At 41.6% G+C, this 15,248-nt stretch carries 15 protein-coding genes; all 15 read left to right on the top strand.

Annotated elements, in window-relative coordinates; all coding sequences use genetic code 11:
* Positions 1–7: 7 nt before the first annotated feature.
* Positions 8–889 (top strand): 3,4-dihydroxyphenylacetate 2,3-dioxygenase, encoded by an 882-nt coding sequence (gene hpaD / locus PSF27_RS19690; protein WP_206084683.1) that lies wholly within the window; start codon positions 8–10, stop codon positions 887–889.
* Positions 890–898: 9 nt separating this feature from the next.
* Entirely contained in the window at positions 899–1,282 is a 384-nt protein-coding gene (locus PSF27_RS19685; RefSeq protein WP_272539027.1) for a 5-carboxymethyl-2-hydroxymuconate Delta-isomerase, read from the top strand.
* A 27-nt stretch (positions 1,283–1,309) separates the two neighbouring features.
* A complete protein-coding gene (locus PSF27_RS19680; RefSeq protein WP_272574232.1) occupies positions 1,310–2,536 on the top strand; it encodes a Bcr/CflA family multidrug efflux MFS transporter in 1,227 nt (408 codons plus the stop codon).
* On the top strand, positions 2,533–3,996 hold the full coding sequence (locus tag PSF27_RS19675) for an NAD-dependent succinate-semialdehyde dehydrogenase (RefSeq protein WP_272682103.1): 1,464 nt from the start codon (positions 2,533–2,535) through the stop codon (positions 3,994–3,996). The genes PSF27_RS19680 and PSF27_RS19675 overlap by 4 nt, the downstream gene beginning before the upstream one ends.
* A 174-nt stretch (positions 3,997–4,170) precedes the next feature.
* On the top strand, positions 4,171–4,974 hold the full coding sequence (hpaH, locus tag PSF27_RS19670; RefSeq protein WP_206084680.1) for a 2-oxo-hept-4-ene-1,7-dioate hydratase: 804 nt from the start codon (positions 4,171–4,173) through the stop codon (positions 4,972–4,974).
* 10 nt (positions 4,975–4,984) lie between these two features.
* Positions 4,985–5,791 (top strand): 4-hydroxy-2-oxoheptanedioate aldolase, encoded by an 807-nt coding sequence (gene hpaI, locus PSF27_RS19665; protein ID WP_206084679.1) that lies wholly within the window; start codon positions 4,985–4,987, stop codon positions 5,789–5,791.
* Between the two features lie 160 nt (positions 5,792–5,951).
* The gene (gene hpaX, locus PSF27_RS19660; RefSeq protein ID WP_272516356.1) at positions 5,952–7,319 is read left to right on the top strand and encodes a 4-hydroxyphenylacetate permease; all 1,368 of its coding nucleotides are present in this window, start codon (positions 5,952–5,954) and stop codon (positions 7,317–7,319) included.
* Between the two features lie 276 nt (positions 7,320–7,595).
* Positions 7,596–8,486, top strand: a complete 891-nt coding sequence (gene hpaA / locus PSF27_RS19655) for a 4-hydroxyphenylacetate catabolism regulatory protein HpaA (protein WP_206084677.1) — start codon at positions 7,596–7,598, stop codon at positions 8,484–8,486.
* 476 nt (positions 8,487–8,962) lie between these two features.
* The gene (gene hpaB / locus PSF27_RS19650) at positions 8,963–10,525 is read left to right on the top strand and encodes a 4-hydroxyphenylacetate 3-monooxygenase, oxygenase component (protein ID WP_206084676.1); all 1,563 of its coding nucleotides are present in this window, start codon (positions 8,963–8,965) and stop codon (positions 10,523–10,525) included.
* 19 nt (positions 10,526–10,544) lie between these two features.
* Positions 10,545–11,063, top strand: a complete 519-nt coding sequence (gene hpaC / locus PSF27_RS19645) for a 4-hydroxyphenylacetate 3-monooxygenase, reductase component (protein WP_272539023.1) — start codon at positions 10,545–10,547, stop codon at positions 11,061–11,063.
* A 237-nt stretch (positions 11,064–11,300) separates the two neighbouring features.
* Positions 11,301–12,122, top strand: a complete 822-nt coding sequence (locus tag PSF27_RS19640; protein WP_272682102.1) for a winged helix-turn-helix domain-containing protein — start codon at positions 11,301–11,303, stop codon at positions 12,120–12,122.
* Entirely contained in the window at positions 12,112–12,594 is a 483-nt protein-coding gene (locus PSF27_RS19635; RefSeq protein ID WP_272682101.1) for a hypothetical protein, read from the top strand. The genes PSF27_RS19640 and PSF27_RS19635 overlap by 11 nt, the downstream gene beginning before the upstream one ends.
* A 467-nt stretch (positions 12,595–13,061) precedes the next feature.
* Positions 13,062–13,613, top strand: coding sequence for a fimbrial protein (locus PSF27_RS19630; protein ID WP_206084672.1), 552 nt, complete (start codon positions 13,062–13,064; stop codon positions 13,611–13,613).
* A 44-nt stretch (positions 13,614–13,657) separates the two neighbouring features.
* The gene (locus tag PSF27_RS19625) at positions 13,658–14,227 is read left to right on the top strand and encodes a fimbrial protein (protein WP_206084671.1); all 570 of its coding nucleotides are present in this window, start codon (positions 13,658–13,660) and stop codon (positions 14,225–14,227) included.
* Between the two features lie 34 nt (positions 14,228–14,261).
* Positions 14,262–15,248 (top strand): fimbria/pilus outer membrane usher protein (locus tag PSF27_RS19620; RefSeq protein ID WP_272682100.1); only part of this gene is annotated, 987 nt, incomplete at its 3' end.

Genomic DNA, 15,248 nt, shown 5'->3' with positions numbered 1-15,248 from the left:
TATAGATATGGGTAAACTGGCACTAGCTGCGAAGATCACACACGTCCCATCCATGTACCTATCTGAATTACCAGGTAAAAACCATGGGTGCCGCCAAGCCGCTATCGATGGCCATAAAGAAATTAGCCGTCGCTGCCGTGAATTAGGCGTGGATACCATTATTGTTTTTGACACTCACTGGTTAGTCAACAGCGCGTATCACATCAACTGTGCCGATCATTTCAAAGGTATTTATACTAGTAATGAACTTCCACATTTCATTCGCGATATGGAATATGAATATGATGGCAACTCTGCCTTAGGCCAGATGATAGGTGAAGAGGCGCGTAAGCTCGGTGTTCGTGCTCAAGCACATGAAATTCCAAGCTTAACTCTCGAATATGCAACCTTAGTTCCAATGCGCTATATGAATAGCGATCGCCACTTCAAAGTCATTTCAATCTCTGCATTTTGTACGTCACATAGCTTTGAAGACAGCCGCAAGTTAGGCGAAGCCGTCCTCACTGCCATTGAAAAATACGATGGTACGGTGGCGGTATTAGCCAGTGGCTCGTTATCACACCGCTTTATCGATGACCAAAAAGCGGAAGATGGCATGAATAGCTACACCCGTGAATTTGATGAGCAAATGGACAAGCGTGTCGTCAAATTATGGCGTGAAGGCCGTTTTCAAGAGTTCTGCAAAATGCTGCCTGAATACGCGGACTACTGCTACGGCGAAGGCCATATGCATGACACAGTTATGTTGCTTGGCATGTTAGGTTGGGACAAATATTCAGAGAACGTAGAAATCTTAACCGATTTATTCGCCAGCTCAGGTACAGGGCAGCTCAATGCGGTTTTCCCACTACCAAGCTATATCACTGACAAGCAAACTGAAACTGCGTAAGGAATTGTTATGCCACATTTTTATGCAGAATGTACCGAAAATATCCGTGAAGAGGCTAAGCTTCCCGAATTATTTGCCAAAGTAAATGAAGCCCTTGCGGGTACAGGTATTTTTCCATTGGGCGGCATTCGTAGCCGTGCAATTTGGTTAGATACATGGCAAATGGCGGATGGTAAACATGACTATGCTTTCGTGCATATGACGCTAAAAATTGGTGCAGGTCGTTCCCTAGAAGACAGGCAAAAAACAGGGGAAATGCTTTTCGACCTAATCAAGGCGCATTTTGCAGATTTAACGGCAAAGCGCCTATTAGCGCTGTCATTTACCATGGAAGAGCTTGACCCCATATTGAACTACAAACAAAACAACGTTCACGCTTTATTCAAAGCGTGAACGTTGAGCGAAGAAAGCGAGGGCACGATGGTCAAAAATTTCGATAAACACATCCCACACTGGCTGATCCCATTATTAGGATCATTGGTGGCATTTGGGCCATTGTCTATCGATATGTATCTTCCTGCCCTGCCTCAAATGGGGACAGCTCTACAGGCAACACAAGGACAAATGCAGTATACCCTTGGAGCATTCTTTGCGGGTTTCTGTGTGGGCATGCTGTTTTATGGCCCACTCAGTGACCTACTGGGTCGCCGAAAAATGTTGTTAAGCGGGCTGGCTATTTTTACCGTGGCAAGCTTGTTATGTGCTCAAGCGACTAATGCCAATACCTTGATTATTTTCAGAGCATTACAAGCGTTTGGTAGCGGTGCTGCAATTGTCATGGCAAGGGCAATCGCGCGGGATGTTTACCCTGCAAATGAATTACCCAAAGTGCTGTCATTGATGACCTTAGTCACCATGATTGCGCCTTTGCTAGCACCCCTACTGGGCGGTTTTTTATTGATTCATTTTCAGTGGCAGGCAATTTTTTATCTGTTGGCGTTAGTTGGTCTAGTTTCGGTGAGTACGATTTTCCTTCTATTACCCGAAACGTTAGTCCACCAGCGCTCGTCAGAGAATTTACTTTGTGTGGCGTTTAAAAACTACACGCAGGTGCTCACAGACCGAGAAGCACTGAGTATTATCGGCACCATGGCCTTCTCTTTTGCAGGAATGTTTGCCTTTATCAGTGGTTCACCGTTTGTGTACATCAACTATTTTGGGGTATCTGAACAACATTATGGCTTGTTGTTCGGCTGCAATATTTTGGGGATGATTGTGATGTTATTGCTAAATGTGAAACTGCTAAAAATTTACAGTTTAACACGCATACTCACCATGCAAAGTGGCTTTCAATTAGCATTTGGTCTGCTTTTGCTACTTTTTTACCAACAAAATCTCCCCATAATTGTTATTCTTGTGGTGCTGTTCCTATCGATGGTCAACGCTATCGGCACCAACAGTTTGTCACTGTTACTGCAACATCGCGGCAAAATTGCTGGCAGTGCAAGCGCACTTGCGATTTCTATTCAATTTGCGTTGGCGGCACTGGCGAGCGTTGCAGTTTCTGTCTTACAGGATGAATCCCCTTTTGCTATGGCACTTGTGATGGCGATTTGTGCTGGATTAAGTTTTACGAGCCAACGTTTATCGGCTAAAAACATCCGCCCACAAATTCAATCCGTGTCTTCGGAGAAAAACGAAAAATGAGCATAAACACCAATTCTACATTATTCCGCCAACAGGCTTATATCAACGGTCAATGGGTTGATGCCCAAGATAAAAGCGTATTTGAGGTGACCAACCCTGCGGATAACACGGTGATTGCCAAAGTCAGCAATATGGGCGCAGTAGAAACCCAACGCGCTATCGAAGCGGCCGAAAAAGCCTTACCTGCTTGGCGGGCAAAAACTGCCAAAGAGCGTAGCCAAATCTTAAATAAATGGTTCCGTTTAATGATGGATAACCAAAAAGAGTTAGCGCAACTGCTAAGCGCAGAGCAAGGCAAATCGATGACAGAATCGATGGGTGAAATTGCTTACGGTGCTAGCTTTATTGAGTGGTTTGCTGAAGAAGGTAAGCGTGTTTACGGTGAAAGCATTCCGTCCCCATTACCAGGTCGCCGCCTTGTAACCATCAAACAACCTGTGGGCGTTGTCGCAGCCATCACACCATGGAACTTCCCGAATGCGATGATCACGCGCAAAGTGGGCCCAGCCCTTGCGGCAGGCTGTACGATGGTGCTGAAACCTGCGGCTGAAACGCCACTGTCAGCCCTCGCTCTAGCGGTTCTTGGTGAAGAGGCTGGTATTCCTGCTGGGGTATTTAATATTGTTCCAGGGACTGACGCGCAGGCTATTGGTGGCGTTATGACATCAAGCCCAATTGTGCGTAAGCTGACATTCACTGGCTCAACCCGTGTTGGTAAATTATTGATGGAACAGTGTGCCAACACCGTGAAAAAAATGTCATTAGAACTTGGTGGTAACGCACCGTTTATCGTATTTGATGACGCTGATCTAGACGCCGCAGTTCAAGGTGCTTTAGCCGCGAAATTCCGTAATAGCGGCCAAACTTGCGTATGTGCAAACCGCATTTTAGTGCAAGAGGGTGTCTATGATGAGTTTGCAGCTCGCTTAGCCAAAGCGGTTAATGCACTCAAAATTGGCCCTGCAACACAAGCCGACTCCCAACAAGGCCCTCTCATTAACCAAGCTGCGGTTGATAAGGTAACTGAGCACATTGCAGATGCTGTTTCTCATGGGGCAAAAGTGGTTGCTGGCGGTAAAGCAGCAAGTTTAGGTGGCTTGTTCTTTGAACCTACTGTTATCACTGGCGTAACAAAATCCATGAAAGTCGCCAAAGAAGAAACCTTTGGCCCGCTAGCACCACTATTTAAATTCCGTGATGAAGAAGACGCTATCGCTCTTGCCAATGATACTGAATTTGGCTTGGCATCTTATTTCTATTCACGGGATATCGGCCGTATCTATCGCGTTGCTGAAGCATTAGAAAGCGGCATGGTGGGTATCAACGAAGGCATTATTTCGAATGAAGTCGCCCCATTTGGTGGCATTAAACAGTCTGGACTGGGGCGTGAAGGTTCGCGCTACGGCATTGAAGATTATCTGGAAGTGAAATACCTCTGCTTTGGCGGTCTTTCTAACTAGTTAATTAGCAGACTATTTTTCAATAAATTGCAGATAAAACCTAAGCTCGAAGTATAACTTGAACGGATGATTTTAAATCCAAATTGTTAGCTCTAAATAATTCGAGTGAGAACAAGGCAGTTAATGCAGTTCTCACTCGAAGCATGACGAGCTGAGGTACAAAAGGAAAATAAGATGTTACAGAAAGACATAATCTTGCAAATAGCGCAGCGTCTAAATCAAGCGGAAAAAAGCGGTGAGCAGATCCGCCAGATTTCTTTAGATCACCCTGAAATGACGATCGACGATGCTTATGCCGTTCAAAAAGAATGGGTTGGGTTAAAAATCGCTGAAGGGCGCGTGCTCAAAGGCCATAAAATTGGGCTGACATCAAAAGCGATGCAGGCCAGCTCACAAATTGATGAGCCAGATTACGGTGCGCTACTTGATGATATGTTTTTTGATGACGGCTGTGACATCCCAACCGACCGCTTTATTGTACCGCGCATTGAAGTTGAACTCGCGTTCGTTTTAGCAAAACCACTGCGTGGGCCAAACTGCACAATTTTTGATGTTTATAACGCCACAGACTACGTGATCCCCGCGCTTGAGCTGATCGATGCCCGTTGCCATAACAATGATCCTGAAACTAATCGCCCACGTAAAGTGTTCGATACTATCTCAGATAACGCCGCAAACGCCGCGGTCATTTTAGGCGGACGCCCAATTAAACCACGCGATTTAGATATGCGTTGGATCAGCGCCCTGCTTTATCGCAATGGTGTCATTGAAGAATCTGGCGTTGCGGCAGCAGTGCTGAATCACCCTGCCAATGGCGTTGCATGGTTAGCCAATAAATTGGCGCCACATAATGTTCAACTTGAACCCGGCCAGATCATTCTTGGCGGGTCCTTTACCCGCCCAGTTCCCGCACGTAAAGGCGATGTGTTCCACGTCGATTACGGCAACATGGGTTCTATAAGCTGCCGTTTTGTATAAGGAAATTATAATGGACATCTTAGAAAATAAATTCAAAAAAGCGCTAAAAAGTGGCCAACCTCAAATTGGTTTATGGCTGGGTTTATGCAGCCCGTATAGTGCCGAGTTGTTAGCGGGTGCTGGCTTTGACTGGCTACTGATCGACGGAGAGCATGCACCGAATAATGTACAGACAACATTATCGCAATTGCAAGCGATCGCCCCTTATTCATCGCAACCCGTTGTGCGTCCACCGTGGAATGATCCTGTGATCATTAAACAACTGTTAGATATTGGCGCACAAACTTTGTTGCTGCCAATGGTACAAAATGCCGAACAAGCGAAGCAAGCAGTACGCGCAACACGCTACCCACCCGCAGGGATCCGCGGTGTTGGCAGTGCACTAGCACGTGCATCTCGCTGGAATCGAGTCCCTGATTACCTCACTCGTGCCAACGATGAAATGTGCGTGATCGTGCAGGTCGAAACCCGCGAAGCAATGAATAACCTGCCAGAGATCTTAAAAGTAGAAGGCGTCGATGGTGTATTTATCGGTCCAGCTGATCTCAGTGCAGACATGGGCTTTTCGGGAAATCCTAACCACCCTGAAGTCAAAGCCGTGATAGAAAAAGCGATTGTACAAATTCGTGCTGCGGGTCTCGCCCCTGGCATCTTAATGGCAGCCCCTGAGGTTGCTGAACATTATCTGAAACTCGGCGCACTGTTTGTCGCTGTCGGCGTTGATACTACGCTGCTAGCACGTACCGCCGAAGCCCTTGCCGCAAAATTTGGCAAAACGGTCTCGGAAGTGACATCCAGCACACCTAGTGTTTACTAACTAAACCTGCTTATTTAGATAACTTTTTACCCTACAGACAAACAGCTTATCTAAACGAGTGAAATATTAAAATCGCAATAAAGGGCAGACACCACCATGACTGCCTCATCGTCCCTTGTACCTATAATAATTTTCAGAAGAAAGAATTGAGGGCCCTACAATGAGTAATCAACAACTTGCAAGCACTAACCCTGCTGAACAACATAAAAATTTAACTGAGCCGCAGCAGCGGGTCATTAATAAATTATTCAAACGGCTGATCGTCTTTTTATTCGTGCTGTTTGTTTTCTCTTTCCTAGACCGTATTAACATTGGCTTTGCGGGTCTCACCATGGGGAAAGACATCGGCCTGACCTCAACCATGTTTGGTTTAGCTGCCACCTTGTTCTATGCCACCTACGTTATTTTTGGTATTCCAAGTAATATTATGTTGGGGATTGTTGGTGCGCGTCGCTGGATAGCCACCATCATGGTACTTTGGGGGATTGCTTCAACGGCAACCATGTTTGCCACAGGGCCAACAAGTTTGTACGTTCTGCGAATGTTAGTGGGTATCGCTGAAGCGGGCTTCTTGCCAGGGATTCTGGTGTATCTAACTTATTGGTTTCCAGCCTATTTCCGTGCTCGTGCTAATGCCTTATTTATGATTGCGATGCCAGTCACCATGGCGTTCGGCTCCCTAGCTTCTGGTTATATTTTAGGGATGGATGGCATTTTAGACCTAAAAGGCTGGCAATGGTTGTTCCTGCTTGAAGGCTTCCCTTCCGTGATTTTAGGTGTGTTAGTTTGGTTCTACCTTGATGATTCACCGAAGAAAGCCAAATGGCTGACGCAAGAAGATAAAGACACACTGCAAGAAATGATGGATAAAGACCAGCTGGAACTCGTGCAGCCACAAGGGTCAAAAAGTCACAGTGCCCTGCAAAATACCAGTTTGTGGAAAGAGATTTTCACCCCTGTTATCTTGATGTATACCGTCGCTTATTTCTGTTTAACCAACACGTTAAGCGCGATTAATATCTGGACGCCACAAATCATGCAGAGCTTCAACCAAGGCAGTAGTAATGCCATGATTGGGCTACTTACCGCTATCCCACAATTCTGTACGATTTTGGGGATGATTTACTGGAGCCGCCGTTCAGATAGATTGCAAGAACGGAAAATGCACACCGCCTTGCCATATTTATTTGCTGCCGCGGGTTGGGTTCTCGCTGCAATGACTAGCCACCCAATTATTCAATTGATTGGTATCATTATGGCATCAACGGGTTCATTTACTGCAATGGCTGTGTTCTGGACAACGCCAGACCAATCAATCAGTCTACGTGCTCGTGCTATCGGTATTGCTGTTATCAACGCAACGGGTAATATAGGTTCTGCCGTCAGCCCTCTGTTAATTGGTTGGCTAAAAGACCAAACCGGCAGCTTTAATTCCGGCCTGTATTTTGTGGCTGGCCTGCTGGTGGTCGGTGCGCTGTTAGTCATTGCTATCCCAATGAAAAACTCAAGACCAAGAGCAACACCTTAAAACTGTAAGGTTTAATAAATTAGAGTGCTGTAACTCAATAACAATGGATATTGCTCAAAATAATTTGGCTTGCAGCTAGGCGGCAAGCAAGCTAATCCCTAGGAGCATACACTAGTATGTGACTAGGGTTAGCGTGTGAAGCCAACAACGCTGCGGGCCAAAGAATGAAGAGCAATTCGAGTTGCAGCTAGGCGGCAAGCAAGTTAATCCCTAGGAGCATACTGAAGTATGTGACTAGGGTTGGCTTGTGAGGCCAACAACGCTGCGAGCCGAAGAATGAAGGGTAACTCAACTTTAATTACGAATATCGACATCAGTACAGACTACGACGAAACCCAAGGCACTGACGACGTCCACTACCAAACCTTCGGCAACATGGCTGCCTTTTTTGGTCGTGATATGCAGGCGCATCGCCATGATGGTTTCTTCCAGTTGCATTATTTGGTCACTGGCCACATTACCTTGCAGCTTGACGAATTACGCTATTCTGTCCAGGCACCGTTGTTTATTTTAACTCCCCCTTCTGTCGCCCATGCCTTTTTTACTCAAGAAGACACGGACGGGCATGTACTGACTGTGCGACAAGATCTTATCATGCCACTGCTTGAGTCTCTTTATCCTGCTCATCCTGATTTAGTGGATATTCCTGCTATTTGCTTATCGGTTGCCGATAAGCTCGATGATATTGATACTTTCAATCATTACTGGGCATTGATGGCGCGTGAATCAGCAAATAACAATGTAGGGAAACATCAAGCTTTATCCTCTTTGGCGCAAGCACTTTTTACTTTTCTACTACGGTCAATCCCATTAGATGGGCACCCGACTAGCGGTGTTCGAGGGGAGCATCGCCTATTCCAACGGTTTAACCAATTAATTGACTTACATTATCATGAGCACCTTGCCGTACCTGAATATGCACAAAAACTTGGCGTAACAGAATCGCGCCTCAAAGATATGTGCCGCCGATTTGCTAATCGGCCGCCAAAAAGGCTCATTTTTGACCGTATTCTACGTGAGGCCAAGCGTTTGCTTATTTTTTCGGACAGCCCTGTTTCTGAAATTGCCTACCAACTCGGGTTTAAAGACCCAGCCTACTTCGCTCGCTTTTTTAACCGACTCGTCGGCAGCTCACCGAGCACTTGGCGTGAACAAAATATCCATTAAGCGGTCAAATACTTCCCTTTCACTTGAAAAGTTTCATTGCCGTTGAACAATTCAGCGGCAATAAATTTTATTTTACATTTTAAAAACATTTTTATCTCTTATCAATTTTGTTTTAACTTACTTAAACAAGGTTATCCAGAATAACAAAAAGTGAAATAAAAGGATAAAAAATAGGCATGCGAATAAAATAAAATAACTTATTGTTAATATATAAACAAACTTTAATATTATGATATTTAGATTATTTTAATTAAAAATAATGATTACATTAACATTAAAATATCGATAAGATCACATTTCTTTTATAAACTTACCATACCAACGAAAAGTACCAGTAAACCTTTCTAAAGTCTCTTTAAAATTGTCTCAGAAAGCGATTCAATTAATAAACACAAAACAAACATAAAATTAACATATTCGCTTGCACCTTTGTCCCCTATCAATGCAAGCCCTCATTGTGAGATAACGAGGTAGACATGAAACCAGAAGATTTTCGCTCAGATGCTAAACGCCCTTTTAATAGCCAAGAATACCTAAAAAGCCTACAAGATGGCCGTGAAATTTATATTTATGGCGAACGCGTAAAAGATGTCACCACTCACCCTGCTTTTCGTAATTCAGCGGCTTCTATAGGACAGTTATATGATGCGCTCCATGATAAAACGACTCATGACCAGCTTTGCTGGAACACCGACACAGGTAACGGTGGATACACGCACAAGTTCTTCCGTTTCGCGAAAAGTGCAGACGAATTACGCCAACAACGTGATGCAATCGCAGATTGGTCACGCCAGAGCTACGGATGGATGGGACGCACTCCAGACTATAAGGCGGCATTCGCCAGCTGTTTAGGCGCAAACCCTGAATATTACGGCCAATTTGCGGATAACGCGCGCAACTGGTACAAACGCATTCAAGAAAGCGGCTTATACTTTAACCATGCGATTGTTAACCCACCAATTGATCGCCATAAGCCCGCAGATGAAGTGAAAGATGTTTATATTAAACTCGAAAAAGAAACTGATGCAGGGATTATCGTCAGCGGCGCAAAAGTCGTCGCAACCAACTCTGCATTGACTCACTATAACTTTATCGGTTTTGGTTCTGCGCAAGTGATGGGCGATAACCCTGACTTTGCACTGATGTTTGTTGCACCAATGGATGCCGACGGTGTGAAATTAATCTCTCGCGCCTCTTATGAATTAGTAGCTGGCGCAACTGGCGCACCATTTGATTACCCACTTTCCAGCCGTTTCGATGAAAATGATGCCATCTTAGTGATGGATCATGTGTTAATTCCATGGGAAAACGTCTTGATTTACCGTGACTTTGACCGTGCTCGTAATTGGGCTGTACAAGGTGGGTTCGCACGTTTATTCCCATTACAAGCTTGTGTCCGCTTGGCCGTTAAATTAGACTTCATTACCGGATTGTTACAAAAAAGTTTAGAATGTACAGGTGTTATTGATTTCCGTGGTGTACAGGCTGATTTAGGTGAAGTGGTCGCGTGGCGTAACCTGTTCTGGTCATTGACTGATGCAATGACATCAGAAGCGAAAGCTTGGGAAGGCGGGGCATTCCTACCAGATACCCAAGCTATCCAGACATACCGTGTTATGGCACCTATGGCCTACACCAAAATTAAAAATATCATTGAAAGTAACGTAACGAGTGGGCTGATCTACTTGCCATCCAGCGTTCGTGATATGAATAATCCAGAAATTGATAGGTACTTAGCTAAATATGTACGCGGTTCAAACGGAATGGATCACGTCGAACGTATTAAGATCCTCAAACTCATGTGGGATGCAATTGGTAGTGAGTTTGGTGGTCGCCATGAACTGTATGAAATTAACTACGCAGGAAGCCAAGACGAAATTCGTCTGCAATGTCTGCGTCATGCACAAGGTTCTGGCAACATGAAAGCCATGACAGATATGGTTGATCGCTGCTTATCAGATTACGATCAACACGGATGGAAACGTCCACACCTGTATAACAACAATGATATTAATCAGTTAGATTCGCTGCTGAAGTAATCAGTAGCAGGAGGTCAAAATGTCTTTAGAAAATGAACATCGCCTGCGTTTCAGAGATGCGATGGCTAGTCTCGGTGCAGCAGTGAACATAGTCACCACGGATGGTACTGAAGGTCGCTGTGGAATTACAGCAACTGCAGTCTGTTCAGTTACAGATACGCCACCAACTTTGATGGTATGTGTCAACCGCAACAGTGCAATGAATGCGGTATTTCAAAAGAATGGCCGCCTGTGTGTGAATGTGCTAAGCCATGACCAAGAAGAATTAGCGTGCCATTTTGCGGGAATGAAAGGTTCCACAATGGAAGAGCGTTTTAACTGGAATGTGTGGGATAACGGTATTTTACAGCAACCATTACTGAAAAATGCCCTCGCTAATCTTGAAGGCGAAATCACGCAAGTTCAGGACATTGGTACGCACTCTGTCTACATGGTTGAAATGAAACAAATCATTGTAAATGATACAGGGCATGGGTTAGTTTACTTTAAACGTAAATTCCATCCGGTTATGCATCAAATCCTTGAGCCAACAGCTTAACGGATAATCTAATACATCAAAGCCCCCTAACCGGGGCTTTTATTGTTTAATTAAACATAATAAAGTTGTCATTACCTCAATTAAATCCCACTTACTCACTTAGATATTTATTTCGCATTTTCCACTTTAAATAATATAATAAATTACTCTAATGCAGTTTAATTGACATATCCCGAATTACGGGTATAAACTGACACCATACAGTTGTATTCCACTATAAATAAAACCCATCCTAAAATGAAATATTTAATTAATCAGCATGTTACCTATGACAGCAATCAGGGGCTGTTGTATACGAGTCACGTTGACGACGCAATTAAGCTGACGACAACGTTAAATCGTTTACTTTTAGTATTAGCACAAAATAACGGAGAAGTTTTAGATAGGGAAACTTTATTACGTCGTGTATGGGAAGAACATAACCAAGTTGTTTCTGACAATAATTTAAATAGCAGTATTTCTGTTTTGCGCCGCCATTTATCATCTTTTTTTGATGAAGAAATTATTTCAACTATTCCAAAAGTAGGAATAAAATTTTCAGCTAATTTAACCTTTGAAATAAGCGACGAACAGCCTGAAGAAACTATTTCAGAAATCCCCTCCCTCTTATCTCCATCGACTGAGTCTTCTTTAGAAATAGATGAAGAAAACGAAATAAATGCCAAAACCCCCGTTAAAAAAGCTTATATTTTAAATAATCGCTACCTAGAAATAACACTGATTGCCGTTATTATCTTTTGTTTGCTTTATTTGTTTAAAAGCTACTTTTTTGCTAGCCGTACTGAATACCCAGAAGTCGGTCAAATTGATCAGTGCTCAATTCGTTATATAAACAGTTACCACAAGGCAGATACTCGCTCAATGAGTTTTTCTGTACTAAAAGATAGGCTAAAAAGTTTAAATATTAATTGCAAGAAACCCGCTACTATTTTTTACTATAATGTGGGAATTATCACCCGAAATAAAAATTTCGATGATGACTATCTATTTTTATCATACTGCCCTAAAACTGCAAAAGATGGTGCTACAATAAGTTGTGAGAATTTCTATGCCAAATAACAAAGCTGTACGATTTGTTTTTTTACTCCTCACCACCATCACTTTGATTTTAATTAGCTTATATACATATATTCAAATTAATACACCTATTGTACCTGACTGCCGTGCAACTTTAAAAATTGATATCTCAGACGATCGATCTAGCTTAAATGGCTATTACTTATTGAGTATCATTCCAAGTGAGGATAATGATAATCAATATTCTTTTATCATGTCAGGAGAAATTAATTTTAATCATAAAAAATTCATGATCTCCCGTAAAATGCTTATTGAATACAAACAGCAAGGCGGTCATTTTTTTTCTCGGATAAAAAATATTTACATTGACCCGAGCGACCAGGCTGGCGATGACATTTATATACGAGGCCTCCCTCAGCTTAACCAAATTTACTTCACTAGAGTAAAACGGTTAAACGATAAAAATTATATTTTTGAAGAAAATTACTCGCCAATGTTTATTTGTACAATCTAATCACTGTTAGTAACCCTCAAAAAAACAACAAAATGCATCAGATATTCTATATATCTGATGCATTTTTTTTGTATTTTAAAAAATTCATACATTGAAACATATTAAAACACCTTAAAATCACAAAAATTAATTATTTACTTCAATATTAATGAAGCATAAAAATATTAAAACTCATTAAAACACAATAACAATATAGAATAAACGTTCATATTAGATTAAAAATTAAGAATTTTATTTCGCTATACGCTCAGTAAGGGTAATATAGCTCTCGTCGAATAGACTGATATTCAAATATCATTTCCTGATATGAAAGTACGAATGGATACAGGTTTATAAAAGGCCCAATTTTTCTTTTATATATAACCAGTTACATCCCAATGATGGGTAAGTAAATCAATTCCTATAATGCCCGCTAGTTAAGAGGCTTCATTATGGAAATTGTTAATTTTTCTCTTAAGGATTTTAGCATGAAATTAAATAAATTATCTGTTGCTGTTTTATTTGCTGCGTCAACACTGTCTACCTCTGTATTAGCAAGTGGCAACTCAGGCGAATTACATTTCAGCGGCCAAGTTGTTAATGCGCCATGTAATATTGAATCTGAAAGCACTAAACAAGAAGTTCCTTTTGGTCAACTTTCTCGCGCATCTTTAGAAGCAGGTAATGCAGCTGAAAAAGATATCGCGATTAAAATCAAAGACTGTAATTTCGATGAATTCAGTAAAGATAAAGATGATAACTGGGTTGCAGTTAAAGATATCAAAATTACCTTTGGTGGTAAAAACTATGTGGGTACTAACAAAGAATTCTTAGGTACTACAGGTTCTGCAACAAACATCGGTGTTCAGATTAAAGACTTTAAATTTGATGAAGCTAAATCTGTGATGAACCAAATTCGTAATAAACAAGGTGAAAACGTTTTAGAATTTACTGCATTAGCTAAACGTGTTGATGGTGCTGTTGCAGTCACTGAAGGTGAATTTAGCTCTATTGCTGATTTTAAAATCACATACGAGTAATTTTTTAAGGGAGGATTTTATTCCTCCCTATAAAAAGGTTCATTATGAAAAAAAATATTTATATATTAACCACCTTATTATTGAGCTCTATTAATTCTTATGCAATAGATTCTAATTTAGGACATGTACAAGATGGGCTTCGTGGTGAGGCGGTAATGCAAGGCTATATTGTTGCTGCCCCCTGCTCTATTGAAACAGATAGCCAGTATCAGTATATCAATTACGACTATATATCTAACTTTAGTATTAACGAAATAGAAGATAGAAAAATAACGCGTAAGCCATTTTATATAAAATTGAATAACTGTATTAGCGAATATGACAATAATAACCACAAAGGCATTAAAATTCGCTTCTTTGCACCACAGGATATATACAGTAATGCAATAAAGCTTTCAGGACCTAAGCCTGGTGTTGTTCTATATATTTACGATAGTAATGACAACTTATTAATGCCAAATAAACTTTATTCTATATCTAATAACTACATTTATTTTGATCATAAAAGTAAAGAAAGCTATTTGAAATATGAAACAGAATTAGGCACAAGTAATAATGAAATTACGCCTGGGGATTATTTTACCACTATTAAATTCAACGTTACTTACGATTAATAAATAAACACATAATTAATTCGATGAAAAAATCATGGTTAGACTTAATATTTATTCCTACATTATTGTGACGTCTTTTTTATCTTCTATTTCTTCAATAGCCTATGCTGTCGAATTTAATACGGATATGTTAGATACCGAAGACACACAGAATATCGATTTTAGCCAGTTTTCTCAGGCCGGATTTATTATGCCTGGCACTTACCATTTAACACTCAAAGTCAATAATGAGAGTATGGGAAGTGCACAAGATATCACAGTAATCGCACCGCAATCTCAAGAAAATAATTTATTCGATACGGTTTGTATTCCTTTCAATATTTTGGATCGCTTAGGATTAACGCCTGATGCAATCAAATTAGTTCAATATCGTGATAATGGAAAATGCTTGGATTTGTCCGCACTTGAGGGGGCAACGCTGAATGTTGATTTATCCACATTAACACTCTCAATTTTAATTCCACAAAGCTATTTAGAATACACTGATCCAAGTTGGGTTCCTCCTTCCCGTTGGGAGGAAGGTGTTAATGGCTTTTTATTAGATTACAACCTCACAGGTTCTTTAACGCGTAGAAACTCAGGCTCTCGAGAGTCATATATTTCAGCCAATGGAACAACAGGCCTTAATTTTGGTGCATGGCGCTTACGGGGTGATTACCAAGCCAATTACCGTAAATCCACGGGGAGCTTTGAGAACCAATATAGCGATGCTTCGTTTAGCCGCTTATTCGCATATCGTTCAATTAAATCAATAGCATCTATTTTAACGCTAGGTGAAAACTACTTTTACTCCGCTATTTTTGACTCTTGGCAGTACACCGGTATTTCTCTTGAAACCGATGAAAACATGATGCCGCCAAAGTTAACAGGTTATGCCCCTGAAATTATTGGTATTGCCCAGACTAATGCCACCGTTATTGTCAAAAGCCATAACCGTATTGTGTTAGAAACAACGGTGCCTGCGGGACCGTTTCGTATTCAAACTCTGGATAGCTCCATTCGTGGAACGCTCGATGTCACC

The organism is Providencia sp. PROV129 (genome assembly GCF_028482245.1).
GTDB classification, from domain to species: domain Bacteria; phylum Pseudomonadota; class Gammaproteobacteria; order Enterobacterales; family Enterobacteriaceae; genus Providencia; species Providencia vermicola.
This window is presented reverse-complemented; position numbering and strand designations above follow the sequence as displayed.